The organism is Fictibacillus sp. BK138, assembly GCF_004216955.1.
Classification (GTDB): domain Bacteria; phylum Bacillota; class Bacilli; order Bacillales; family Fictibacillaceae; genus Fictibacillus.
In genome coordinates, this window is the sequence record NZ_SGXL01000001.1 from 456,370 (window position 1) to 481,663 (window position 25,294).

Annotated in this window: 21 protein-coding genes; 5 read left to right on the top strand and 16 right to left on the bottom strand. The window is 41.4% G+C overall.

What is annotated here, in order from left to right:
* Positions 1–86: 86 nt before the first annotated feature.
* From EV282_RS02330 to EV282_RS02345, 4 genes are all read right to left on the bottom strand, one after another.
* On the bottom strand, positions 87–1,205 hold the full coding sequence (locus EV282_RS02330; RefSeq protein ID WP_130293444.1) for a Ger(x)C family spore germination protein: 1,119 nt from the start codon (positions 1,203–1,205) through the stop codon (positions 87–89).
* A complete protein-coding gene (locus tag EV282_RS02335; protein WP_165389326.1) occupies positions 1,202–2,263 on the bottom strand; it encodes a GerAB/ArcD/ProY family transporter in 1,062 nt (353 codons plus the stop codon). The genes EV282_RS02330 and EV282_RS02335 overlap by 4 nt, the downstream gene beginning before the upstream one ends.
* A complete protein-coding gene (locus EV282_RS02340; protein WP_130293448.1) occupies positions 2,250–3,653 on the bottom strand; it encodes a spore germination protein in 1,404 nt (467 codons plus the stop codon). The genes EV282_RS02335 and EV282_RS02340 overlap by 14 nt, the downstream gene beginning before the upstream one ends.
* A gap of 314 nt (positions 3,654–3,967) precedes the next feature.
* Positions 3,968–5,236, bottom strand: a complete 1,269-nt coding sequence (locus EV282_RS02345) for a helix-turn-helix domain-containing protein (RefSeq protein ID WP_165389327.1) — start codon at positions 5,234–5,236, stop codon at positions 3,968–3,970.
* Positions 5,237–5,780: 544 nt separating this feature from the next.
* On the opposite strand from EV282_RS02345, the gene EV282_RS02350 reads away from it, so the two are divergent.
* On the top strand, positions 5,781–8,216 hold the full coding sequence (locus EV282_RS02350; protein ID WP_130293452.1) for a bifunctional diguanylate cyclase/phosphodiesterase: 2,436 nt from the start codon (positions 5,781–5,783) through the stop codon (positions 8,214–8,216).
* A 32-nt stretch (positions 8,217–8,248) separates the two neighbouring features.
* Here the strand turns inward: EV282_RS02350 and EV282_RS02355 are convergent, their stop codons facing one another.
* Both EV282_RS02355 and EV282_RS02360 read right to left on the bottom strand, forming a co-directional pair.
* The gene (locus EV282_RS02355; protein ID WP_130293454.1) at positions 8,249–8,623 is read right to left on the bottom strand and encodes a hypothetical protein; all 375 of its coding nucleotides are present in this window, start codon (positions 8,621–8,623) and stop codon (positions 8,249–8,251) included.
* A 99-nt stretch (positions 8,624–8,722) separates the two neighbouring features.
* The gene (locus EV282_RS02360; RefSeq protein WP_130293456.1) at positions 8,723–9,283 is read right to left on the bottom strand and encodes a hypothetical protein; all 561 of its coding nucleotides are present in this window, start codon (positions 9,281–9,283) and stop codon (positions 8,723–8,725) included.
* A 165-nt stretch (positions 9,284–9,448) separates the two neighbouring features.
* Between EV282_RS02360 and EV282_RS02365 the strand changes: the two genes are divergently transcribed.
* The gene (locus EV282_RS02365) at positions 9,449–9,988 is read left to right on the top strand and encodes a DUF3221 domain-containing protein (protein WP_130293457.1); all 540 of its coding nucleotides are present in this window, start codon (positions 9,449–9,451) and stop codon (positions 9,986–9,988) included.
* A gap of 221 nt (positions 9,989–10,209) precedes the next feature.
* Here EV282_RS02365 and EV282_RS02370 read toward each other — a convergent pair whose 3' ends face one another.
* From EV282_RS02370 to EV282_RS02415, 10 genes are all read right to left on the bottom strand, one after another.
* Positions 10,210–10,539, bottom strand: coding sequence for a hypothetical protein (locus EV282_RS02370; RefSeq protein ID WP_130293459.1), 330 nt, complete (start codon positions 10,537–10,539; stop codon positions 10,210–10,212).
* 155 nt (positions 10,540–10,694) lie between these two features.
* Positions 10,695–11,117 carry a hypothetical protein gene (locus EV282_RS02375; protein ID WP_130293460.1) on the bottom strand — a complete coding sequence of 141 codons (423 nt, stop codon included), beginning with the start codon at positions 11,115–11,117 and terminating at the stop codon, positions 10,695–10,697.
* A gap of 121 nt (positions 11,118–11,238) precedes the next feature.
* Positions 11,239–12,648, bottom strand: coding sequence for an ethanolamine permease (gene eat, locus EV282_RS02380; RefSeq protein WP_130296872.1), 1,410 nt, complete (start codon positions 12,646–12,648; stop codon positions 11,239–11,241).
* A gap of 198 nt (positions 12,649–12,846) precedes the next feature.
* The gene (locus EV282_RS02385) at positions 12,847–13,614 is read right to left on the bottom strand and encodes an SDR family NAD(P)-dependent oxidoreductase (RefSeq protein WP_130293462.1); all 768 of its coding nucleotides are present in this window, start codon (positions 13,612–13,614) and stop codon (positions 12,847–12,849) included.
* Positions 13,615–13,644: 30 nt separating this feature from the next.
* The gene (locus EV282_RS02390) at positions 13,645–15,066 is read right to left on the bottom strand and encodes a glutamine synthetase family protein (protein ID WP_130293463.1); all 1,422 of its coding nucleotides are present in this window, start codon (positions 15,064–15,066) and stop codon (positions 13,645–13,647) included.
* Between the two features lies 1 nt (position 15,067).
* Positions 15,068–16,543, bottom strand: a complete 1,476-nt coding sequence (locus EV282_RS02395; protein WP_130293464.1) for an NAD-dependent succinate-semialdehyde dehydrogenase — start codon at positions 16,541–16,543, stop codon at positions 15,068–15,070.
* Positions 16,544–16,685: 142 nt separating this feature from the next.
* Complete coding sequence (locus tag EV282_RS02400; RefSeq protein WP_130293466.1) at positions 16,686–17,264, bottom strand: ANTAR domain-containing response regulator; 579 nt, start codon at positions 17,262–17,264, stop codon at positions 16,686–16,688.
* Entirely contained in the window at positions 17,261–18,676 is a 1,416-nt protein-coding gene (locus EV282_RS02405) for a sensor histidine kinase (protein ID WP_130293467.1), read from the bottom strand. The genes EV282_RS02400 and EV282_RS02405 overlap by 4 nt, the downstream gene beginning before the upstream one ends.
* Before the next feature lie 354 nt (positions 18,677–19,030).
* Positions 19,031–20,242, bottom strand: coding sequence for a M20 metallopeptidase family protein (locus EV282_RS02410; protein ID WP_165389328.1), 1,212 nt, complete (start codon positions 20,240–20,242; stop codon positions 19,031–19,033).
* A gap of 119 nt (positions 20,243–20,361) precedes the next feature.
* Complete coding sequence (locus EV282_RS02415; protein ID WP_130293470.1) at positions 20,362–21,489, bottom strand: CdaR family transcriptional regulator; 1,128 nt, start codon at positions 21,487–21,489, stop codon at positions 20,362–20,364.
* Positions 21,490–21,631: 142 nt separating this feature from the next.
* Here EV282_RS02415 and EV282_RS02420 point away from each other — a divergent pair, with 142 nt between their 5' ends.
* From EV282_RS02420 to larA, 3 genes are all read left to right on the top strand, one after another.
* Entirely contained in the window at positions 21,632–22,801 is a 1,170-nt protein-coding gene (locus EV282_RS02420) for a glycerate kinase (protein ID WP_130293471.1), read from the top strand.
* Positions 22,791–23,915 carry a 2-keto-3-deoxygluconate permease gene (locus tag EV282_RS02425; RefSeq protein WP_130293473.1) on the top strand — a complete coding sequence of 375 codons (1,125 nt, stop codon included), beginning with the start codon at positions 22,791–22,793 and terminating at the stop codon, positions 23,913–23,915. The genes EV282_RS02420 and EV282_RS02425 overlap by 11 nt, the downstream gene beginning before the upstream one ends.
* 102 nt (positions 23,916–24,017) lie before the next feature.
* Positions 24,018–25,280, top strand: a complete 1,263-nt coding sequence (gene larA / locus EV282_RS02430; RefSeq protein WP_130293475.1) for a nickel-dependent lactate racemase — start codon at positions 24,018–24,020, stop codon at positions 25,278–25,280.
* The last annotated feature ends 14 nt before the right edge of the window (positions 25,281–25,294 follow it).

A 25,294-nucleotide genomic window follows, 5' to 3' on the forward strand; every position in this document is an offset into this window, starting at 1 on the left:
GAGCGAACGTGTAATAGATAAAAGAACACGTACCGTAAACTGCATCAAAACAATAATTAAGCTAACTGTTAAAATCGACAACCTCTTTATTTAAGGATCCCCGTCTTCTCAATCGCTACTTTAACGCGCGTGTTTATCTTGATTTCAGGATACGTTTGCCCCCAGTCAAGAGCTTTCCAAGCAGCTGGATCTGTTTCTTTTAGTTCTCGTCCAATTCCCAATACATCACTGTTGGCTTTTTGTGTTTTTTTCATGATCGATTGAGATTTTTTCGTTAAATCCCGAGAAATGGTTTCTTCTAACTCTTTGATCTGCTTTGGGCTTATTTTTTCGGTTATGGGATATTGATGAAGAAATATTTTAAGGTCCAAATTAATATCAACCCTTGGTTTTCCTGCAGCATCTTTCGTTAAATTAAACTTCCGCTTAGACTTTATAATCCTATAGGAAACTTGATTATTTAATTTCTTTTTATCATTTAGATAGGTTTCCAAATCGACAAGTTCCCCATAATTATCCATAATCAATAAAAGCAGGGAACATTCTTTTAATGAAATCATCTGTCCGGAATAGGCATTATCACTGATTAAACCTGCTCCCGAAACTAAGATATCTTCGCCTTTTTTTTCTAAGATAGGGAGGAGAAAATCTTTTCCTTCTTCATTAAAATAAGTAAATAATGTGTTAAGGGTTCCTTTAGTAACTGTAGAATTATCTTCCGCAGCTTCAATAATTTCATATAAGCCAAAGGCAACAGGGTTTGTGCCGATCTCTTTTGTTGATAAGAGTTCACTCGCTTCCACACCCTTTACAATCGCTACTTTACTTCCTAAATAGGGATCAGGAACACGATAGAAAAAATCGAGATAGGCGTTTAAATTTTTCTTTGCGAAGCTTTCTCCGAGCAAAATGATTCGTGACTTTGAAGCGGTTAAAGGACCTGTATAATACGTTCTTAATTCACGGTATGTATCTTCTAAAGAATAACCCGTAGCAGAAGACATCTGATTTTTAAAGTCAAAAAAGTTTGTTCCCTTTGGTATGATGTTAAGCACTACGATCGTAGACTTTATCTTATTATCCTCTAAATCAAAACTTACACCGTTAATCACTTCTTGGTCCACAATTAATTTTTGATCCCAGCAGCCGGTCAGCAGAGGGAATATGAACAACAGAGTGATTATTTTTTGATTCGTATTCTTCATCCCTTTATCCCCTTCAGTTTAGCGATTATGAGTAACAGTGCCGGAAAGATAAATACAAAGATGATATTTAAATAGATCATGATACTAGACAGTGATTCTGTCATAGTTAAATTTATAGGCAACAAACCTAAGCATAATAAAATGAAAGAAAGTAAATACACTGATTTTTTCCTCTGAATCGAAAATAATTTCTGGACACCAAGGCTTGCATTAAAAAGTTGAATAACCAGTGTGGTCGATATAGGCACAATCCAAAACGAAAGAAAGATAATATCAATTCTCTCAACGAATTCAAATGACAGACCTCGAAAAAGATATAGTAACGGCGCTTGAATAAGGCTGAGTTGCACGCCGCTAAATGAAATTACACATGTGATGAATAAGAATATATACAGCATAAGGGTAAATAAATTGGCAATCGAGAGAACCATTAAGCTCTTCTTAGGATTTTTTATAAATGGCATGATGAACAAAATGAGCTCAAAACCAATAAGTGAAACGAATGCATCAGGGCTTGCTTTTATTATTTCTGTAAAGCTATTTGAACCTACAGGCTGCAGTCTTCCAAAGTGAATATCTTGAGGGTAGACCAGAATAAGTAAAAAGATCAGGACGATAAACCAAAATGAAAAAAAGAGAAACGATCTTGAAATCGTCAGTATTCGTTCCTTCGCAATATAAGATGTTGCGATCAGCAGCATTAAGATGATCGCCCATCTCGGTGTCTGATGAAGGATCCATGTGTTGATCACATCTGTAACAAGGATCATGAGCAGCAGGGAAAACGAAATAAAATATAGCACATAACTGATGTTAACGATTTTTCCTAAAACATTTCCGAGCAGTCTAAGGTTGAGTTCATAAAACGTTTCCTTCGGTGACGTTCTGCTTAGTGCCACAAGTACAATGATGATTCCTTGTGCCAAAACTCCGGCGATCAATAGTGACATCCAGCCGTCTTGCTGCACATGGTTATACAGAATATAGGGCAGACCGAGGATACCGATACCGATCTGGGCTTGTATGATTAAGAAAAATAAATTCTTATTCGTGAGCATTCGTATCCTGACCCTTTCCATTTTTAGGATGTTTGTTTAGGAATGATTCAAATATTTCAGGTGCCTCCACATAAACTTTCCCAGCAGAAGTCAGTTTAACAAGGTGTGTCGTAAACACCATCAATCCGAATGCAATTCCAATAAAGCCAAAAATAGCCGCCAGGAAAATTAATGGAAAACCCATGAGTCGCATGCTTGTGCTCATTTCCCCGATTGGAATGACAAAGGATGAAACGGCTGTAATCGCGATGACTACAACCATGGTGTTGGAAATAAAATTGGTTTGAACAATTGCCGAACCAATTACGATAGCCCCTACAGTCCCTATCGTTTGTGCAATGGCTGACGGGAGTCTGACCGAAGCTTCCTTTAACAATTCCAAAACAATTTGCATCATGACCGCTTCAATAAGAGGATGAAACGGGACGTTCAAAACGGAAAGCTTGAGTGTATAAAAAGTGCTCACCGGTAAGATCGCAGAATGATACGCATTAACAGCAATATAAAAAGCCGGGAGTGTCACCGACATGATAAAAGCCAGTAATCGCAATGAATAATAAAAAAAGTTAACGAACCAGCGGGAGTTATAATCTTCAGGGCTTCTTAAAAAAGAATAAAAAGATATAGGCGTAATTAACGCAGATGGTTCATGCTCAAGAAAAATCACAGTATTCCCGTTTAGAAGATTAAAGACTGCCCGATCCGGTCTTTCCGTTCGTAAGGATTGCGGGAAGGGCGAATACGGATAATCTTCAAGAGCCTCTTGTATCTGGCGGGAGTTAATGAGATCATCATTCTTGATTTTTTCCAATCTGCTCTTGATCGAATGAAGGACAGTCGGATCCGCCTTTGACTCGAGATAACATATCGCAACTTCAACATTTGTTTCCGATCCATAAGTTTGATACTCCACTTTAAACTCTGGTGTTCTGAGTCTTTTGCGAAGCAACGATATATTTGTAGCGGCGCTTTCCACAAAACTATCATGTGCGCCCATCGTTACTTTTTCGTTCAATGATTCATTGATCGCACGTTTTTCATCCGATAAGGTCGCAATGGAGTAGGCAATGTTGCAATTTTCCGTTAGTAAAATGGTATTACCTTCCGCTAAAGAACAGCTAATGTCTTTAAATGTTGTCATGATAGAAAATTGTTTAGTACCTAATGCATTCTCGATACTTTTGGATTCTTGTTTGTTGATCGGACTGATAATATGGAGTTCAATCGATTCCTTATCCGTCATCGTATCAAGATACAGAAGAATAATAGCTTCACCATGAAACGTTAACTTTCTTCGTTTTAAATCCGCCGTTTGCTTCATTTTTTCTTCTATTATTTTTAAGTTTTGCGTTAGATCCGAACTAAGGAATTCATTGTGGGATTCGGCCATATGGCATCCATCTTCTTTCTTTAAAGTCGATAGTATGCAGTATTGACGTGAACGCAGGTGAATATTCTATGAAGAGGTGATTCATAAGGGGAAATCCGATCTTATGAATCATTTTTTTGTTAGGTTTGAGCGAAAAGCGATGTATTTTGAGCGATACTCGTCTGTTTTGAGTGGTACTCGAGCATTTTGAGCGTAGATCAAGGATTCTGAGCGTAACGGAGTATTTTTGAGCGAACGTGTAACAGATAAAAGAACACGTACCGTAAAACGCTACCATAAAAAAAGACAACTAAAATAATTTTAGTTGTCCCATCTTACACATATGTAACCCCAACTTGATGCATATTTTTCAGTGCCTCAAATGCCAAGGAATAATACTGACTCGCTTGTTTATACTTTTGCTGATTCTCGTAATACTTTCCGAGAATGGGATAATAATCGGCAAGGTGGACCCATTCGTTTCTTTGCTCGAAGTAGGGAATCAGTTCGTTGACCATAAAATCAGCGTTTATTTCACCGTATTTAAACAGGTGTTTAAAATAGAGAAAATGCAGTTCAAATCCCCGGTTAAGCGGATCAGCTTGAACTTGTTCCATCCATGCATCTATGATCTCTAAGCCTTTTGCAGATTGATTGGTCTTTTCGTATTCTTTCACTAGTGCAAAGATCGTCATTATTTTTGCAGATAGGGTTACCTTTTCTTTTGCTGCCAGGCTTTTTAAATACAGCTCGATTGCTTGATCTGCTTCACCTTTGTGTGTTGCGATGCTTCCTAAGTTGTGATAGATCACGCCGTGTAAAACGTCGTCATTAAAAGTGTTCGCAATGGTTTCGGCAAGCAATAGTTGATTAGTAGATTCATCAAAATTTTTAACGCGAAGATGTACGATTGCCAGGATTATTCTGCAATCGGCACATCTTTTAAAGAAGTAGTTTTTTTCAAATATCTCTAATGCCCGCGCCGTATATTCCAGAGCAACAATATTTCTATACAGCTGGTTTGCTGTGAGACCGATCATGTACAGCAGATATCCTTTTTCCCAATCTTGAAAACGATGATTTTCCAATTGTTTTTCCGCCTTCAAAAAATAGTGAAATGCCTCATCATATTCATTTAAAAAGTAGGATAGCTGACCTTTGGCGAGCAAGTAATAAAAGGCTTTTTCCCCTTTCATCACATTGCCTATATGTGAAACTTCGTCTAGCAACGCGTGAACCCCATGGGTTTCTAGTTTAGTCATCATAATATAGATACTTTTGAAAATCTTGTGCAAGATATCATCATCGACAGATTGCAGAGGGGAAGCTGCCAAAGCGTTAAACTTTTGCTCCGCAGATTTATGGTCTCTCTGATAAAGAGAATAAAAAAGTTCTATATACTTTTGAATCATCTCATTTTCGTTAATGGACTCGAGTCTTACTTCTAACCGGGCGGCTAAATGCTGCTGGATTTCATTTGAAGGCTGAGTCACACCGTTTTCAATCTTGCTTAAATAAGGAATCGAACAGATCCCGGCCGCCAGTTCTTGTTGGGATAAGTTTTTGACTTTTCGAAAGTACCGAATCTTTTCGCCAAGATGCATTTCTTTTACCCCCGCCATTTTTCTTTGATTTTAACACTTAATATGATAGGAAAATACCTTTATCAATCTGTTTAGTAATTAATAAGGAAAGCTGAATGATTCCAAGTTGGGAAACAATGATCATTTTCGCAAGATTAGTACCCTTTTATCCGCAATGTTTCCCAATTTTCACAGCTTCTATTTTAGGTATAATTATCTATGACAAATAACATCTAAGGTGATAAGCATGCATATCCAAAAAGGAAATATCGTTACATATCAGGATGAACCTCATATAATAGTCCACGTTTATACGTCTGATTATATAGAAATAAGAAGAGTAGGAGAAAGGTTTATTTCACGCGTTATTTTAGTACATAAATCGGAAGTGACCGAATAAAACGGTAATTCAAATATATAAAGGCTGGAAAAAGGCAGAGGATGACCTGGAAAAGGGTTGTTCTCTTTTTTGTTTTTTTCTTTCGAAAACCATGTAAGTACAAATATATTTTACCGATATAGAATAGGTAGTATTTCTATTTTCTATATACAGGGAGTTATCACAATGGACGCTGTTTCTAGTTCGTATCATATACCGCTCGTCATTCTATCAATCGTTATTGCTATCTTAGCGTCTTACGCAGCTTTGGACTTGGCCATTCAGGTGAATAAAGCAAAATCAATCGCACGGCATATATGGGTTGGTGCAGGTGCTTTTGCCATGGGTTTAGGGATCTGGGCAATGCATTTTATTGCGATGCTGGCTTTCCACCTCTCCATCCCGGTAACCTATAACGTTACACTCGTCATCTTTTCCATCCTTCCGGCGATCATCGCTTCGGCGTTAGCCCTCTTTATCATTAGCAGAACAACCATGGGGAGAAGGCAAGTCTTGCTCGGTGCGTTTTTTATGGCTGCAGGTATTGTATCGATGCATTACTCGGGCATGGAAGCGATGAAGATGGACGCGGTTATTGAATATAACCGTTTTATATGGGGACTTTCCGCGATAATCGCTTTTGTCGTATCAATTGTGGCTCTTTATCTATTATCTTTTGTCAGCCAAAACTATCGGTCAAGAAAACTTCCATGGATAAAAACAGTCAGTGCGCTGATCATGGGGATCGCGATTTCTGGAATGCATTATACCGGGATGGCGGCAGCGAGCTATAAGCCGCATCAACATGCTGATTTAAATGGTGCAGCACCTTTTAATAGCACGTTGCTAGCTTATGCCATTGGAATTGTAATCCTAATCTTGTTGGGACTCGTATTCCTTAGTACGTTTATTGATAGGCGGTTTGAATATCAATCCATTCAGTCTGAGAGAAAGTTCCGTTCGCTGATTGAGTCCGCCAACGACGCGATTATTTTATCGGACAGCCGAGGGACTATCATCTCTTGGAATAAAGGTGCAGAATGTATTTTCGGTTTTCATAAAAATGAAGTGTTGGGGAAAAATTTGCAGATCATCATTCCTGAAAAGTATCAAGAAGCGCATCAAAAAGGGATGGCCCGGTATCTTGCGACTGGCGAACCAAAAGTCATGGGTAAAACCGTTGAATTAGAAGGAGTAAGAAAAGACGGCAGCGAGTTTCCGATCGAGCTGTCACTCGCTAGCTGGAAGGAAGACGGTAATGTGTTCTTCAGCAGCATAATCCGAGATATAAGTCTAAGAAAGAAAAACGAAGAAAAAATTAACCAGATGATTTATCGAGATCCGCTGACAGGACTGCCGAACCGGCTTTTATTAAATGACCGGCTGGGACAAGCGCTCGATCAAGCGAACAACAACAAACAGACGCTTGGCATCATGTTTATTGATTTAGATCGTTTTAAATACATTAATGATACGCTGGGGCATGCTGTCGGTGATGAATTATTGATCGAAGTTGCCAAGCGCATTGAGGCGTGTGTCGGCAAAGCAGATACGGTCTCTCGCCAGGGCGGGGATGAGTTTATTGTCCTTGTGCCGAATACGACTTCAGATGAGGTTACGAAAAAAGCGCAAAAAGTCATTGATTCGTTTAGTCATTCTGTGATGTTGAATGAACAGGAGCTGTTTGTTACCCCTTCAATTGGGATTTCCATGTATCCTGGAGATGGCCGGGATATTGAGGCGCTGATCAAAAATGCCGACACGGCGATGTACCGAGTAAAGGAACAAGGGAAAAACAACTTTCAATTCTACACGCCAGAGATGAATGAAGCTGTCACGAAAAAAATGCAGCTTGAGGTTGGACTTCGAAAAGCGTTAGAACGGAATGAATTTCACATCGTGTATCAACCTCAAATCGATGTGAAGACGGGGCAAGTAATTGGAGCCGAGGCACTCCTTCGCTGGGAGCACCCGGAATGGGGGAGCATTTCGCCTGCTGAATTTATACCAATTGCAGAAGAAACAGGACTCATTCTACAAATTGGGGAATGGGTGCTGCGCGGGGCTTGTTTGCAGAATAAGCAGTGGCAGAAGTATGGTTTCCGTGAGTTGCGTGTCGCTGTTAATATATCATCCCGCCAATTTCAGCAGAGTGATCTCGTTGAAAGGGTAAGCGAAATATTGAAAGAAACAGGACTTGCGCCGGAGTATCTTGAACTGGAGCTTACCGAGAGCATCATTCAAGACTCCAAGTATGCGGTGGCGAAAATGCAGCAGCTAAAGGAGATGGGGATTCATTTATCAATCGATGACTTCGGAACAGGCTACTCATCGTTAAGTTATCTGAAGACCTTCCCAATCCATACATTGAAGATTGACCGAAGTTTTACAAGTAACATATATACAGATTCGAAAGATGCTTCGCTCGTTGAAACGATTATATCAATGGCGCACAACTTAAACCTGAAAGTAATTGCAGAAGGAGTAGAGACAGAAGAACAACTCCAGTTTCTGCAGCAAAAGCAATGTAACGAAGCGCAAGGCTACTTTTTCAGCCGTCCCATTTCGGCGAGTGCGATGGAAGAGGTTTTGCAAGGAGAATCGACAGCTGAGGTGCATTAAAAAAGAACCCGTTGATTGCGGGTTCTTTTCGTTTAACGAATTAGATGCTCTTTAAACACTTGTTTAAAAAAAGGCTTAAAACCAATTTCGATTGTTTGCTCCAAATCCTCATGAAACCTGGTTAAAAGCATAGAAGAACGTTCCTTTTCATCGGCTGTGATCTCTAGTTTTTGAACTTGTTTTAAATCTAGCAAAGAGATTAACCGATTAGATTTGCGACAAATCACTTGTATTTTTACTTCACCATAGGAAGGAGATAGCACGATTAGAAAGTCTTCCTCACCATTTGAAAATTGATAGGTTGCTTGATTGTAGTAAAAAGGTAAATCTTTTGAAGAGGTGTCATACAATCTCGGTTCGCATTCAAATAAAGAGAGAAGGTCAGTTTCGTCGGGAAAAACAGGCAATATTTACTCAATCCTTCCTTTATTAAAATTTTCTTGAGCTATACAACCTAAAATAATCCTTCCTATAAACCAAAGGAAAAAAGAAGAGATTGCAAATCCTTATTCCCCCCACTTTTCCGGTCCAATACTCCATATCCCCACTACATATCTAGTTCTAGGAAGATACTCTAATTCTAGTACTCTGCGTTCATACTTAAATTCATCAAGAATAATTGTATTCTGATACTCAACATCGTGAATGGTTATGGTTTGAGCCACATGTCCTCTATTTGTTGTTGTTCTGAATTCAGCGATTCCTCTAGTTTTTTCAGTATTATTACTTATGTAGTCAGGGAGATCTAAAACGTAATTCCAAAATGCAAATGAATAAAAAAATATGAATAGACCTCCGATTGAAATAACTAGCCACAATGTTCTCACTAAATAATTTCCAACTGCAGCAAGAGGGCCAGTAAATATCTCTTTCCTTTTAAAAGCGGCTACACCAAATGCAACTAAACCTATATTTGTAAGTAATAGCATAAGTGTGAAGCACCAATAGATATGTTGGAAGAAAGACATGATAACGCCGTCAATCATGATCAGCCAGAAAAAAAACCAACTTCTCCTTTTCTGCCGATTACGAACTTGTTCTTCCTGAAGCTGTCTAATAAGATCCATGCTGAAAGCCCTCTCTAGTATTCTCATTTTTATTATTACATTAATTTGTTCTATTTCAATATATTGTTATATTAAAAATTATATGGATGTCTAAGAAAACAGTCTGACTAAACAGTGAAACAAAGGTCTCTTGTACGTCGTCTAATCAAGACAGGAGGGATTTCCATGCCTAAAAAAATTACTCTTTCTTTAATTGTCTGCTTCTTCATACTTGTTACAGCGTGCTCCAATATTGATACAAATACTGCCAAATCAAAAGGAAAGCCCCAAAAAGACCATGGTTTTGTTGGTTATGTAACAAGCTGGGATGAGAGAGGCAGGGCTTTAGTGATCTCGACGGAAAAGAGGAATCTAGGGCAAAAGGATAAAGAATATTACTCTGCCATTTATTTTTCAGATGTCCCTCGAAGTATTAAGGTTGGTCAAAAAGTTAGCGTGGAAATTGATGGGTTAGTATTAGAGTCAATGCCTGGCCAAAGTTCTGCAAAAAGTGTAAAAGTTCTTCATGCTACAGTTAAAAATAAAACCAAGCTTAAAGAATATGAAGCAGTTGCAAAAGCGATGGAGAAGCTGGACAAGAATTTTCTAGTCATAAAAAAAGTAGAATATGATGAAAAAACAAAAGAGTGGCAGGTGGTTGTTCGAACACCAGCAGGTGAATGGGAATTTGATGAACAAACAGTTGTTATAAAAGACGATCAATAGGATATTATCATAACCTGGTTCATTCAACCTCCTCTTTTCTAATTTAGTAAAATATAACTTAAGCACAGATGAAAAGTAAAAAAAAGACATAATAAAAATGAACTGGCTCTTTTCCACTTCATTGACTGGTATTCTATGTAATAATGAGGGCTTATGTACACTATTTCACAATCAAGGGTAAAAAGAAAAGCGAGGGTAAAACTGGTGATCTATCTATGTGGTTATTCGAGGGTATTCAGCTGATCTTCCCGTGCTTTCTGACTCAGTTCGTTTGAATAGTTGATAGCGTCGTGTATGGATGAAAAGTGCTGTGACGAGAAGTACGGTGACTTGTAACAGTTTACTTTTTTTGAATCAGATGGGTAGATGAGAACTTTCCACTGATAAATATCGGGCTGTTTTTCACTGCCTTCCATCGCGATGAGCCAGTGTGTGGACCCTTCGTGCGAAGTATTCTCTCCTGATTTCTGCAAAAGAGCTGCTCGATCATTCTCTCCGATAAGAATGAGCCCCTTCTGGTAAAACTCCCTCATGTTCGGATATCCGCTCATATGATCTCTCCCTTCAAAACATGATTTGTCCATTTCTTTCGGTAATGGCTTAACCATATTTCATGTATTAACTCATTGTATGCAGGGATAGGGGGGAAGATGATAGGCAGTTGTCTCAAATATAAAAATAAAAAACAGCTCTGATGAAGAGCTGTTTAATAGGAAATTGTGTTATTGTGGTCTTCTTTTTCGACGGCTAACCTAAATGTTAACAGAGCGAGAACAATTGTTAGAGGGGTCATGATCAATGTTTCAAGACCTGAAGTAGATGCCAAATTGCCGAATGTGTTTATGATCATGAAGATGAAGATTATCCATACACCAGCATTTGCTGTTCTTTTAAGTTTTCCCGGAAAGATGTAACCTGCTTTTAGTCCGATGATAAATATAAACAAGCATTGTATGAAGATCGACATGCCTTCCAGTCGATAAAGATCTGCCGTGTTATTTATTTGTCCGCCCCAAATGAAATGATAGGGCACAACTTTAAGTATGATTAAGATATGTAATAAAAGTATTAACCCATTCATAACAAGCAAGAAATTACTGGTCATTTTAAGACTAATGAGATTTTTCATACAGCACCCAACATCCTTTTATTGGAATTTTAACGCATATGCTATTAATCATCTATATATGTTATGGGCTCTATGAAGCTATTATGAACGTAAAAAAAGGCCAATAAAGATGGCCTTTTCTTTATGCGTTTTTCTTTACTTCCAAATTCTCATCACTTTCCGCCTCTAATTCATCAAACACCCCAAACTCTTCTTCAATCGGAAGAAGCTTATGTCGTCCGACCGCAAGATAATAAACAGTTGCGGCTCCATAAATGAAAAGTAGTACACCGAGAAGCGGAATGTTTACTCCAAACAGCGGCAGGGATTGATTGAACACGCTGTAATAAATGACACAAAATAGCGAGATGACACCGAGCACGATTGCCACACCTGGAACGAGCGGGTATGAGACTTTAAACGGCCTGTGCAGGTTTGGTTCTTTTTTTCTTAAGATGAACAGGGAAACTAAGCTTAAGCAATACATCATCGCAGCACCAAATACCGCTAGGATAATGAGCTGGTTGGCAAATGTGGCGTTTGCTGCTGCAATGACACCGATACCTCCCGGGAGCAGAAGTCCCCACGTTGGAATTTGACGCTTTGATAATCTTGATAAAAATTTAGGCAGGTAGCCAGCGCGAGATAGGGCGAATGTCTGGCGCGAGTAGCCGATGATGATTCCATGCAAACTCGCAATTAGTCCAGCAAGTCCGATAACGGCAACTAACTTCGGTAGGAAATGACCTTCACCGTAAACAGACGCGAGTGCCTGTGGTAGCGGATTATCTGCTGGCTGACCAACACCGCCTCCAAGTCCGGCTGTGATGAAGAGCGTTCCGATCGTACAAATGGCGAGTGTTAAGATGCCGGCGATGAAGCCTTTTGGAATGTCTTTTTTCGGATTCCGCACTTCTTCAGCTGCCATCGCACCGCCTTCAACCGCGAGATAAAACCAGATCGCAAACGGAATCGCCATCCACATGCCTGTCCATCCGTTCGGAAGGGCATTTTCGTTAAAAATGTAGTCGAGTTGGACGTGTGTGGAGCCGGCTGCAAAATAAATAGCAAGCCCGATGAGTGCGATGATGGTTGCGACGAGCTCGATTAGTGCGGCGCCTTTTACACCGATCATGTTGATTAATATGAAGAAGACGAACACGGCAACTGTCGCATAAACCGGGTTAATCGACGGGATGAGAAAGTTTATGTACGCGCCTGTCGCAACGGCAATGGCTGGTGGCGCGAACACGAACTCGATCAGAACCGAGATCCCCGTCATAAAACCTGCATAAGGTCCCATCGCACGCCTGGCATAAGCGGATGGCCCACCGGCGTGGGGGATGGAGGTCGAAAGCTCTGAATAGCTGAAAATAAACGCTGTGTAGAAAATCGTGATAAAGATGGCGGCGCCCATTAAGCCGAGCGTTCCGCCTTGTTCGAACCCGTAGTTCCAGCCGAAGTACTGGCCTGAAATAACCATACCGACGGCGATTGCCCATAAGTGTATGGGCTTTAGCGCTTTTTGCAGTCCTTGCTTATCGTAATTCATTTCCCCCAATGTAAACACTCCTTTCGATTTTAAGTTTGTAGTTGAAACTTGTGGATAAATGTTAAAAACTCGTGGATTGAAGCACAAAATTTCTGGATTCAGCCCTGGTGGTTTTGGATTCACCGCTCAAACTTTTGGATTGAGCAGTGAATCATATGGACTGGTCAGCTTGCGGCTAGTTTTAGGACGCTAATTTCATTAAAAGTAGTTCGATGTAATCCCGCCATCTATGTTTAACAACGCTCCGTTCGTCCAATCCGATTCGTCTGATGCTAAATAGATCGCTGCATACACGATATCTTCCGGTTTTCCGAATCGTCCGGCCGGTTGGCGTGACAACCGTACCTTTTTTGCTTCTTCATCTTTTACGAGCCATTCCATCAATAGCGGCGTTTCGATCGGGCCAGGGCAGATCGAATTGGTACGGATGCCTTCTGGGCGGAACTGGATCGCAAGTGATTTAGTCAATGCGTTGACCGCCCCTTTTGAGGCGGTGTACGCATCTTGTGGAACACTGCACCCGAGGAACGCGACAAAGCTTGCAATGTTGATGATCGATCCTGATTGGTTCTTCTGCATTTCGGGAATGACATACTTGCACATAAAATAGATTCCTTTGACATTTACGTTCATGACCAAGTCCCACGCCTCTTCAGGCGTATCGATAACTGAATGGTCTTCAGCGATCATGACGCCGGCGTTGTTGTAGAGCACGTCAATTTTTCCGTATTTTTCAACCGTATCATCAACTGCTTTTTTTACACTTTTTTCGTCTGTTACGTTGCAATAAAAGTACGCTGCGTCGCCGCCAGCTTGGCAAACCTCTTCAGCCACCGCTGTACCGCTTTTTTCGTTCATCTCAAATATGGCGATTTTTGCTCCTTCTTTAGCGAACATTTCAGCAGCGGTTTTTCCCATCCCGCCGCCGGCCCCTGTTATGATGCATACTTTGTCTTGTAGTCTCATCGTTGTTCCTCCTTATGTTTCGTTAATCTGCTAGCACTGTTCGAAATAACGCTGGCGTTCCCATTTTGTAACGATGCGATCAAACTGTTTTTGCTCGAGTTTTGCGGTAAAAAGATAGTGGGAAGCTGCTTTTTCGCCCAGAACCTTTTGAACGACTTCACTATCTTCCCAGCATTGGATGGCTTCATAAAGCGAGCCAGGAATACGCGGGATGCTTTTATCTTTATATGCGTTGCCTTTGAATTCCGGTTCAAGCTCCACGCGTTCCTCAATGCCTTGAAGCCCGGCACCGATCAGGGCAGAGTAGGCGAGGTAAGGGTTCATGTCTGCTCCTGGAATACGCGTTTCCATGCGGAGGCTTTTTCCGTCGCCAACGATTCGGTATCCGGACGAACGGTTGTCATGACTCCAGATGATATTTACCGGCGCCCAGCTCTCTTGAGCGTAACGTTTATACGAGTTCACGTATGGTGCAAAAAAGAGGGCAAAATCACGCGAGTATTTTAAAACACCGGCTAAAAATTGCTGCATCGTTTCCGACATGTTATGGTTGCAGCTATCTGGATCATAAAAGACATTTTCGCCTGCCTGTTTGTCCCAGAGGCTGAGGTGGATGTGGCCGCTCGAGCCTGTCCATTGGTGGTTTGGCTTTGCCATAAACGTGACAGATAAATTGTCTTGCATGCAGATTTCTTTCATGCCGTGTTTGAACATGATGTGGTTGTCGGCAGCATTCAGTGCATTGGAATAACGCATGTTGATCTCATGCTGTCCTTTAAACGCTTCTCCTTTTGAAGACTCGATCGGAATATCCGCTTTCGCCATGTTCCGGCGGATTTTTTGATAAAAAGGTTCATTACGCGTTCCTTGAAGCAGGTTATAATCCTCATTAATGTGGCCAGCCGTCTCTACATCTTCATAGCCTTTTTGATGAAGATCCTCAAAGGACTCTTTGAACAGATAAAATTCAAGCTCACTTGCCATGTTGAGTTCAAAGCCTTTTGCTGCTGCTTTTTCGATCTGGTTTTTGAGCAAGGTGCGTGGAGCGATCGGAATCGGTTCGCCGGTCTTTTCATCGTACACATCACAAAATACGATGGCGGTTCGGTCCGCCCAAGGCACGATTCGAAGCGTTGACCAGTCGGGTTGTGCGAGCCAGTCACCGTAACCGTTCTCCCAGTTCATCATTTCGTAGCCGTCTGGTGTGTTCATCTCAAAGTCGGTACCGAGCAGATAGTTGCAAAAATGTGTGCCTTTATCGAGGTTGTTTTCTAAACAATAGGCAGCGGTCAGACGCTTTCCCATCAGCCTTCCCTGCATATCGCAGATTGCTAGATTCACCGTGTCGATCGACCCGTCTTCCAGCAATGAAAGCAAGGTATCTTTGGAGATCAATCCTGTTTTCTTTGACTCTTCCTTTTGAGATAGATTTACGATTGTTTCTTGACTCATTTTAATAACCTCCTTCTTCATTTTCGAGCGTGAGTGAGATGTATTTCAGTTCGAGAAACTCTTCTAATCCGTAAAATCCGCCTTCACGGCCGATGCCGCTCTCTTTAATGCCGCCAAACGGAGCTTGAGGAACGCTGAGCGATGTACCGTTTACGCCGATCATGCCCGAGTCGAGCTCTTCCGCCATACGGTAGACGCGGTTTACGTCACGGGTGAAGAAGTAGGCCGCTAATCCGTACGGGCTTTTTTCAGTAAAATCCATGACTTCCTTTTCATTACGGAAGGAAAGGATAGGAGCGATGGGCCCGAATATCTCGTCCTGCGTGAGATTCATATCGAGTGTGACGCCGCTCAGAACGGTTGGCTGAAAGAAGTAGCCGTTGGCGTCACCGGTTCGGTGACCGCCGGTTTCTACAGTGGCACCTTTTGCTTTCGCGTCTTGAAGCAGTTTTTCGACGTTCTTGAGGGCTGCTTCGTTGACTAAAGGGCCGATTTGTATGGGGTCTGTCCCGGGGTCAGACCCCGGGACAGACCCCGAGCCAACTTTTAGCTCTTTTACTCGGTTTACAATCTTTTCAGTAAGCTTTTCCTTGATTTCTTCATGGGCATAAATGACGTTTATGCCGTTGCACATCTGCCCGCAGTTCTCGAACTTGTTGTCGACGATTCGCTCAGCCGCAAGATCCAGGTTGGCATCAGGGAAGACAATGGCAGGTGCGTTTCCGCCAAGCTCCAGTGAGATTCGCTTTACTTGATCGGCTGCCCGTTTCATGAGCTGCTTTCCAATTTCAGTAGAGCCTGTAAATGAGATCTTTTTCACGCGTCTATCTTCAAATAGGGTCTCGCCGATTACGGATGCTTTCCCTGTTACTAGGTTTGCAACCCCAGCTGGAATGCCGGTTTTCATGAGCTGTTCGAAAATGGCGATGGCGATTCTCGGCGTTTCACTCGCAGGTTTCACAACGACCGTACAGCCAGCTGCAAGAGCAGGAGCGGTTTTCCGTGCCACCATCGCGCCAGGGAAGTTCCATGGTGTGATCAATCCGCATACGCCAACCGGCTGCTTGATCACAGAGATACGCTGGTTTTCATTCGAGCCCGTGATCACTTCGCCGTAAACCCGTTTTCCTTCCTCCGCGTACCATCTGATGAACTTTGCACATCCTTCAATTTCACCTCGCGATTCGCTTAATGGCTTTCCTTGTTCTTCCGATAAGATGTCAGCCAATTCATCACGGTTTTCTAGTAAGTTATCAGCCCATTTTACTAGGTACGATTCACGTTTCTCGGGTGTGAGCTTCTTCCACGGTTTAAAAGCTTCATAGGCTGCGTTGATCGCAAGCTTCGTTTCTTTTTCACCTCCGTTAGGCACTTGATCGATGACTTCACCAGTCGCGGGGTTGATTACATCTATGGTCTCTGATGTACTGACTTTCTCACCGTTGATCCATAAGTAGTTAAGTGTTGTTTTTTCCATGTTTCATACCTCCTGTAAGGATAGTTTTGGAGAATAAGAGATTAAAAGAAGACAAAAGACGCCTAAGGTCATACATGGTAGATGTAATCTCTAGGCGTCTTTGCCGGGTGACTATTTACTTGTTATTGGTGGCATGTCTTGGTCACATGTCATTCGTGTACTTTTTCAAAATCGCATGTGCTGTACGTTCCAACGAGACTTGCTGTTTCATACTGAACTTTCGCATCTTTTCATAGGCAGCTTGTTCGTTCAGTTTCTTCACTTTCATAAGAACGCCTTTTGCACGTTCAATCTGCTTTCGGGCATTCATTTTTTTATCTTTTTGTAAAAGTTCATCTTCATATTGCACACGCTGCTGTGCTTGGGAGAGTGCGATTTCAACGGCTGGAATCAAGTTCGCCTCAGAGATCGGTTTTACAAGATACCCAAGCACATTCGCTTTTTTTGCATCTTCCACGAACTCCTTTTGGCTGAAGGCCGTCAGCATCAAGATCGGTGTTTTACTTTGTTTCGCGATAATTCGGCTCGCTTTCAGCCCATCCATCTTCGGCATTTTGATATCCATAATCATTAAATCAGGCTGCAGCTGGTGAGCGAGCTCAATTGCTTTTTCTCCGTTATCACCTTCAGCAATCACGTCATAGTCCGCATCGGTAAGCATTTCTTTCAAATCCATCCGCAATATCGCTTCGTCTTCAATTACAATAATTTTTGGTTTCAAACTGCTTCCACCTCTTTTAATGGAAAAGTGATAACCGCTTTTGTACCGCTGTTTGTTTTTTCGATGCTAAACGTTCCGGTTAAGTCGTGACAGACAATCGTGGTTACAATATCGAGCCCGAGTGATGTTTGGGTAGAGGAAGAATAGCCGATGCCATCGTCCTCAACCACGACTTCAAAATGGTCCTGCATATTTGAAAAGTAAATGCGGATCTTCCCTTGATGTTGCTGTTTAAAAGCATGCTTTAAACAATTTTGAATGAGTTCATTGATGGTAAGTGCCAGAGAAACGGCAACATCAGACTTCAAATACATCTCTTCACCGTGAAAATCGATAGACACATCAGCATCAGCACACATCCGGCTTCCAATTGACATCTGACCAATTCGTTCAATCAACTGTTTAATTTCGACTTCATCAATTTTAGAGCTTTCAAGGAGTTCTTCATGAACGGCAGCGATGCTTGAGATCCGGTTTAGACTTTGCTGGATGCCTTCTGGACCACCGCCTCGTTTCATCTGCAGCCGCAGAAGGCTGGACACGGTTTGAAGGTTGTTTTTTACACGATGATGAATTTCCTGAATGACCGCTGACTTCACCATGAGTTGGCGTTCTTTTTCCCGGAGCTCCGTAAGGTCACGTATTACAACGAGAATTCCTGTGATTTGCCGCTGGTTAACGAGTACGATCTGTTTCACTTCCAGCACTTTTTTTCCGACATTTACTTCTTGCTGCAGAATTCCTTCACTATTTTCATAGATTCCCTTTATAAAAGGGAGGCGCTCGTGAATAAAAGTACCGAGTATCTCGGCTTTACCATCCAGCTCTTTAATCAGACAACCCGCACATGAGTTGAAGTACAGAATTTTCCCTTTGGAATCGAGAAGCAGCAGGGACTCCTGGATCATATTGGAGATAATGGAATCCTGCTCGGTCAGTCCGATCAGTGTTTGGCTAAGCTGTTCGTTTGTTTCTGAAAGAACTTTTACTTTCTTTTCGTGCTGGACCTGTTCGCTCACGTCTTCTTCCATGATGAGTGAACCGATCGTTTCGCCGCGTCCGTTTTTAATAGGTACAACACTTTGTTTCACGTATTTAGCTTCTTGCGTGATGGCGCGCATCCGTTTCATCGGCTTGCCGGTTTTATGGGTAAAAGCGACGGCAGGCTCAAAGGATGCATATGCGTACTTTCCGACAACAGATTTTGAGTAAAGAGAAGGAGCATTGGCAGGCTTTGCTTCAGCAACGACGATGGCATGCTTGCCGTCGTTTGCTGGACAATCGATAAACAGGTTTGCTTGGGTTAGATCGGCAGTGAGTTGAAGGGACTTTGATTTTTCAATAATGATTTCAATGTCTGACATGGTTAAGTTGGTATGTTGGGTGCAAAGTTCTTGAATGGTACGGTGCATGGCTGTCTCCTTTCTTACTACTTTAAGAAGGCTGACTCCTGTTTTCGTAAAAATTGTTGCAGATAGAAAGCATTGGTTACCGCTCAAGGTTGCTCGCTTTCCGTGGGGCGTGCGGTGAGCCTCCTAGCTCTTTGCGCTGTCAGGAGTCTCACCTGTCCCGCTCGTCCCACTGGAGTCTCACACCTTGCACTCCAACCAAATATCAAAGAAGTGGCAACAATCTTTTAGAAACACAAAAAGGGGCGGCACAAATACCCCCGCTAAATCCGCAGGAATACCCATACATAGCCCCTTTGCTAACGTACTTTTCACTTATAAATTGATTCTAAAATAATGTTAATATTCTGTCAATAATCAAACTTTTCCAGTAAGCGTTTGTTTTGTTGGAGTTCGTTTGCTTAAAAAGCGAACGGCAGCTTCACACATGACTGAAACACCGGTTGTGAGCGCATCTTCATCAAAAATTACACCAGCATTATGCAAGGGAAGTTTTGATTCTGCTTTTTCATTATGTGTACCTAAGCGGAAGAGAACGCCAGGGACTTGTTCCGCGTAAAACGAAAAATCTTCAGAGCCTAATGATGGATTTTCGAGATAGACTACACGGTCTTGTCCGAGCGTTTCGGAAACGACGCTGTCGATCAGCTCAACCATCGAATCGTCGCTGATAAGTGGAGGAGTTGCCATCGTGTAAGTCACTTCAGCTTCACCGTTCATGCTTTCTGCTGTTTTCGTAACAACCCGTTTGATGATCTCAGGCATTCTTTTTTGAAGATCGGGATTTACGGTTCTGATCATGCCAGATAAGTGAACGGTTGATGGAATCACGTTTGGTGCTGTACCGCCGTTGATTTTTCCGATGGTTAGGACAGCAGGGTCTGTAGGTGCAACCTCGCGTGAAATGACGGTTTGTAAGGTCGAAACAACATGACCTGCAATCACGATCGGATCGACACACTTATGAGGATGAGCCGCGTGACCTGCCTTTCCGTGAATGGTGATGTCGAGAAAATCAGCAGCTGCTGTAATCGGACCTTTTCTGAGGCCAATCGTACCGGCAGGAAGGTCAGGCCAGCAATGCAGCGCAACAATCGCATCTACATCTGGATTCTGAAGCACACCTTTTTCGATCATCTTTTTGGCACCTGTCAATTTTTCTTCAGCCGGCTGTAAGATGAGCTTGATGTTTCCGTTGATTAAGTGGCGGTGCTGGTTTAGAAGTATCGCAGCGCCTAGCAGGATTGACATGTGGAAATCATGCCCGCAAGCATGCATGACACCAGGGTTGTTTGAGCTGAATTTGAGGTCGGTTTGTTCCTGAATCGGGAGCGCGTCCATATCTGCCCGCAGTGCAATAGTTTTACCCGGTGAGTCTCCTTTAATGAGTCCGACCACGCCTGTTTCAGCTACGTTTTTTAACACCTCAATGTTGTTTTCTTCTAATATGTTTGCAACAAATTCAGCGGTTTTGTATTCGGAAAAACTCAACTCTGGGTATTGGTGCAGGTGACGTCGGTATTCAATGATTCGATGCTTAATGGATTCTGCCAACTGTAAAAAAGACACATTTATCCCTCCTTAAACAAAAAAGGAGCCCCAGTCCTATACCCGAAGTATAGTGATGGAAAGCTCCTTTGCTGATTGTATTTACTTTTTTATAAATGTATCGGATGATATCGATTTGGTCAATATTCTGATACTAAAAGGTTTGATTCAACGTTATCACTATTTAACTTTTCAGACCCCCAAATCGCGAGTTGCAAGGTGACTGCGTCTTTGAAATTTCTTGGATTATAACCAGTGTCTTCAACAATCTTATTCAGCCGGTAGAGCAGGGTGTTTCGGTGAATAAAAAGTTCCTCAGAAGTTTGCTGGATATTAAAATCGTTATTGAAAAAGCACTCTAGAGTCTCTTTATATTTGATTAATGTTTCATGAAGGACCCTTTTTGAGAAACGTTCTGCCACTTCTTTATTTAATTGGAAGATCAGAGCTTTAGATTCTATATCAGAATAGTAGACCATTACATCTTGGGGATTACTTATTGTAAGAGCAAGATCACAATCAAGATAGGATTGGCTGAATTTCTCCAACTGCTCAAATTGAGTACTGATGCCAATTCTATAATTAACATTAAGATTATGAAAAGTTCGTTCAATTTGATCAGCTATTCTTAAAAGTTCTTTAGAAGTAATATTGGATAATGCGATTAAGATACGATTCACATTTATAAATCCTAAGATACCATGTTCCTTCCCAATAATATTCTCAAGACTGCTAATGAGGGTTTGATTCGGAACGGTTCGATTAGACATTTGGATCACCAAGGTAATAAAAGGCGGTATTAAGGTTGAATTCAGTAAGTTAAGACCACGTTCAATATTATTAAAGTCAGGTGCAGCCTTTAAGAGTTCTTCAATAATCATTTCTTTCGTACGAAGTTTCCACTCCAGTTGAGAATAAATATATTCTTGTTTAATCATTAATTCCGTTGTCATTTTAACGATTTCACCTAAATCTGTTAAATCATCTGGATTTCCAGTAATGCCAAGAACACCTACAATTTTACTCTGAAACATAATTGGCAGATTAACACCTGGCTGAGCACCTCGCCATTTGGCACGTTCCCCCTCATATATTTTAAGCGTTTCTCCATTCTTCAAAACTTCAAGGGCGCCTTCATGTAAATCATCGATTCTAGATTGGTCACAAGACGCGAGAATAACTCCTTGGCTATTCATTATATTGATGTTTCTTTTTAGTTTTAATGCTGTTTCTTTCACAATAGAACTCGCAATATCCCGAGTTAACATAATCAGTCCCCATTTTAGTCATAATCTATAAAATTTTCTGACATTTTATCCTTTTATTTATAGATTATATACGAAGATATTAATAGTCAAGTCTAGTATACTGTAAAAAACATACATGAAAGCGTTTACAGAGGGGGTAATTATGAAAATCGTTATAGCACCTGATTCATTTAAGGGTTCTTTAAGTGCTGTAGAAGCATCAAAATCTATTGAAAGGGGAGTAAAGAAAGTCTTTCCTCACGCAGAAATTGTTTTAAAACCAATGGGTGATGGTGGCGAGGGGACGATGGACACCCTTGTAGCTGTAACAGGTGGACGTAAAAAAACAGTTTGGGTTACTGATCCTCTTGGTCAAAAGGTAGAAGCGGAATATGGGGTGCTAGGGGATGACAAAACATGTGTGATCGAGATGGCGAGTGCCTCCGGTTTATCTCTTATCCCGAAAGAAAAACTAAACCCACTAAAAACGACGACTTACGGTACAGGGGAATTATTAAAGCAAGCATTAAATGATGGATATTACTCTTTTATATTGGCGATAGGCGGTTCTGCAACAAATGATGGTGGTGCTGGAATGTTGCAGGCTTTAGGAATGAAAATCTTGGATGCTGAGAATAAGCAGATTGGCTTTGGCGGAGAGGAATTGGACAAAGTTCAATCTCTAGATATGAGTGACTTTGACTCCAGAATAAAAGCTAGCGAATTTATAATCGCTTCTGATGTACAAAATCCGTTAATTGGGCAGCTTGGAGCATCTCATGTATTCGGTCCTCAAAAAGGAGCTTCTTCAGAGGACGTACTTCTCTTGGATTCATGCATGACGAATTGGGCAAATATTGTTGAAAAACATACAGGAGTCCATCTTCATAACCTACCAGGGGCAGGGGCTGCAGGCGGTATTGGAGGAGCATTTCAAGCTTTTTTTCCATCTGAAACGAGACGTGGGATAGATATTGTCATTGAGTATTCAAAGCTTAATGAAGCTCTTCTTGGAGCTGACCTTGTGATTACAGGGGAAGGACAAGTTGATTTCCAGACGGCCTCGGGCAAAGTACCGATGGGAGTAGCACAAGCAGCAAAGTCTAATAACGTATCAACGGTAGTAATAGCAGGTTCAATCGGAAAAGGAATTAAGGAATTGTATCGTTTTGGAATTGTAAGCGTTAACAGTATTTTAAATAAACCGATGACGCTAAATCAAGCTTTTGAACGTGCCTCTGAGCTTGTTGAAGAAAGCTCAGAACAAATTGTTCGCACTTTTTTTCATAAACAAATCAATTTAAAGAAGGAGGTTTTACAGTATGAAAATTAAACAGACGATTGAAAAAGTACCAGGAGGGTTAATGGTAGTACCACTTTTGTTCGGTGCACTTTTAAATACGATAGACCAGCTGCATATTCCTTTTGTTATGGACATCCTAAAATCGCTGGGGGCTGCAGAGACTCCTGAAGGTAACTATGAATTCTTAAGAATCGGCGGTTTTTCAGAAGCGTTATTTAAAAATGGTGCACTTGTTTTAATTGCCTTGTTCCTTTTCAGTGCAGGTAGCCAAATGAATCTGAAAGTGGGAGGACGTGCGTTAAAAAAGGGAGTATTGCTGACAACTTCTAAGTATTTAACCGGTCTAGCTGTTGGTCTATTATTTGGTTATTTCTTTGATCCGATGGACGGGTTCCTTGGATTATCAACACTAGCAATTATTGCAGCGATGACTAATGGTAATGGTGGAATGTATGTTGCTTTAACAGGACAATATGGCAACCGTTCAGATGTTGGGGCTGTTTCTGTACTTTCATTAAACGATGGTCCATTTTTCACACTAATGTCATTAGGGTTACTTGGTTCAAGCTTCCCGATGATTGCTTTTATCGCTGTTCTATTGCCGATTGCTCTAGGTATGCTTCTTGGCAACTTAGATCCTGAAATCAGAGAGTTCTTAAAACCAGGTGAACTTTTGCCGGTTCCATTCTTTGCATTTGCTTTAGGGGCAGGAATGAACCTTGCTAACTTCTTTAACCCTTCAGTAGTTGCAGCAGGTCTTGCAATCGGAGTTGGTACTACTGTCCTTACAGCTGCAACAGGAATACTTGTTTTTAAACTATTTAAAGAAAAGAGTTATATTGCGCCTGTTTCTGAAGCATCGACAGCAGGTAATGCGGCTGCTACACCAGCTGCTATCGCTGCTGCAGCGGCAATTGCTGCAAGCTCAGGAATGATGACCCAGGCAGAAGCTGATGGTTATGCAAACATCGTTAATATCGCAACAGCCCAAATTTCCATTGCAACCTTAACAACGGCCCTTCTATGCCCGGTCGCTGTCATTTTAGTCGACAAGTGGCAAAAGAAAAAAGGCATTGACGGGAAGATTGAAGACATTGATCGACAAACTCAATATGAAGGAAACAAAGAAGTCAATATAGGGTAAACAAATCAAGGCTATTACAGATGAAGTGACACTCTGTATGGCCTTTCCTTCTTTAAAAGTGATTGATATAAAACAACCTAAAATAGAAAGGGAATGCATCCAATGAATACTACTTTATTATATGGAAATAACGGATTAGAACTCAATTTACCGAATAATGCATTTTTGGTGGAGCCCAAAAATCTGCCAGGCTTAGAAAATGATAAGGATGCTGTAATGAATGCGCTGGAAAATCCAATAGGCACAGCACCATTAAAGGAAATGGTTAAGTCAACGGATACAGTTGCCATCGTAATCAGTGACATCACAAGGCCAACACCGAACCATAAGTTAGTTCCATGGCTGATTGAAGAGTTAAAGCATGTTCCACACGAAAATTTTGTAATCATCAATGGTACAGGTACTCATCGAGATCAGACACGTGAAGAGTTCGTTCAGATGCTGGGCGAGTGGGTGGTGAATAATATTCGGATTATTAACAACCACTGCCATGACAAGGAAACATTAGTTAACCTTGGAGAGAGTAAATACGGTTGTGATGTTTACCTGAACAAGGATTATGTAGAAGCGGATTTTCGTATTGTAACGGGATTCATTGAACCACACTTTTTTGCAGGTTTTTCAGGAGGACCAAAAGGAACTATGCCTGGAATCGCTGGAATTGAAACAATCATGACCTTTCATAATGCCAGAATGATCGGTGATCCAAGAGCAACATGGGGGAACATGGAAGATAATCCTGTTCAGGACATGACGAGAGAAATTAATCGTTTATGCAAGGCAGACTTCATGTTGAACGTAACATTAAACAGAGAAAAAGAAATAACTTCTGTTTTTGCAGGTGAGTTGTACGAAGCACATGATAGAGGATGTGCTTTTGCAAAAGAACATGCCATGATTCGCTGTGATGAAAGATTTGATGTTGTTATAACTTCGAACTCAGGTTATCCACTCGACCAGAACCTATACCAAGCTGTAAAGGGAATGAGTGCAGCACACAAAATCGTAAAAAAGGGTGGGGCTATTATTATAGCTTCTGAATGTTCGGACGGACTTCCAAGCCACGGGAACTATTCAAAAATCTTCGAGATGGCGAGCAGCCCTCAAGAGCTCCTGGATATGATTAACAATCCAGAATTTAAAATGTTTGACCAGTGGCAGGTCCAAAAGCAAGCAGTTATTCAGGTCTGGGCAGATGTGTATGTATATTCGAAACTGACAGAAGAACAGGTTAATGGAGCTATGCTGAAGAGCACCCAAAATATAGAACAAACGTTAGAAGAGCTGAAGAGTCAATTTGGAGAAAACATGTCTGTTGCAGTTATGCCGTTAGGTCCGTTAACCATTCCATATGTTGAAGAATAAGACAGGGGAATTTT

Excerpts from the sequence above, each read along its gene's own strand:
- EV282_RS02330 (WP_130293444.1), bottom strand. The coding sequence starts at position 1,205 with ATGAAGAATACGAATCAAAAAATAATCACTCTGTTGTTCATATTCCCT.
- EV282_RS02335 (WP_165389326.1), bottom strand. The coding sequence starts at position 2,263 with ATGCTCACGAATAAGAATTTATTTTTCTTAATCATACAAGCCCAGATC.
- EV282_RS02340 (WP_130293448.1), bottom strand. The coding sequence starts at position 3,653 with ATGGCCGAATCCCACAATGAATTCCTTAGTTCGGATCTAACGCAAAAC.
- EV282_RS02345 (WP_165389327.1), bottom strand. The coding sequence starts at position 5,236 with ATGCATCTTGGCGAAAAGATTCGGTACTTTCGAAAAGTCAAAAACTTA.
- EV282_RS02350 (WP_130293452.1), top strand. The coding sequence starts at position 5,781 with ATGGACGCTGTTTCTAGTTCGTATCATATACCGCTCGTCATTCTATCA.
- EV282_RS02360 (WP_130293456.1), bottom strand. The coding sequence starts at position 9,283 with ATGGATCTTATTAGACAGCTTCAGGAAGAACAAGTTCGTAATCGGCAG.
- EV282_RS02365 (WP_130293457.1), top strand. The coding sequence starts at position 9,449 with ATGCCTAAAAAAATTACTCTTTCTTTAATTGTCTGCTTCTTCATACTT.
- EV282_RS02370 (WP_130293459.1), bottom strand. The coding sequence starts at position 10,539 with ATGAGCGGATATCCGAACATGAGGGAGTTTTACCAGAAGGGGCTCATT.
- EV282_RS02375 (WP_130293460.1), bottom strand. The coding sequence starts at position 11,117 with ATGAAAAATCTCATTAGTCTTAAAATGACCAGTAATTTCTTGCTTGTT.
- eat (WP_130296872.1), bottom strand. The coding sequence starts at position 12,648 with ATGAATTACGATAAGCAAGGACTGCAAAAAGCGCTAAAGCCCATACAC.
- EV282_RS02385 (WP_130293462.1), bottom strand. The coding sequence starts at position 13,614 with ATGAGACTACAAGACAAAGTATGCATCATAACAGGGGCCGGCGGCGGG.
- EV282_RS02390 (WP_130293463.1), bottom strand. The coding sequence starts at position 15,066 with ATGAGTCAAGAAACAATCGTAAATCTATCTCAAAAGGAAGAGTCAAAG.
- EV282_RS02395 (WP_130293464.1), bottom strand. The coding sequence starts at position 16,543 with ATGGAAAAAACAACACTTAACTACTTATGGATCAACGGTGAGAAAGTC.
- EV282_RS02405 (WP_130293467.1), bottom strand. The coding sequence starts at position 18,676 with ATGCACCGTACCATTCAAGAACTTTGCACCCAACATACCAACTTAACC.
- EV282_RS02415 (WP_130293470.1), bottom strand. The coding sequence starts at position 21,489 with ATGTTAACTCGGGATATTGCGAGTTCTATTGTGAAAGAAACAGCATTA.
- EV282_RS02420 (WP_130293471.1), top strand. The coding sequence starts at position 21,632 with ATGAAAATCGTTATAGCACCTGATTCATTTAAGGGTTCTTTAAGTGCT.
- EV282_RS02425 (WP_130293473.1), top strand. The coding sequence starts at position 22,791 with ATGAAAATTAAACAGACGATTGAAAAAGTACCAGGAGGGTTAATGGTA.
- larA (WP_130293475.1), top strand. The coding sequence starts at position 24,018 with ATGAATACTACTTTATTATATGGAAATAACGGATTAGAACTCAATTTA.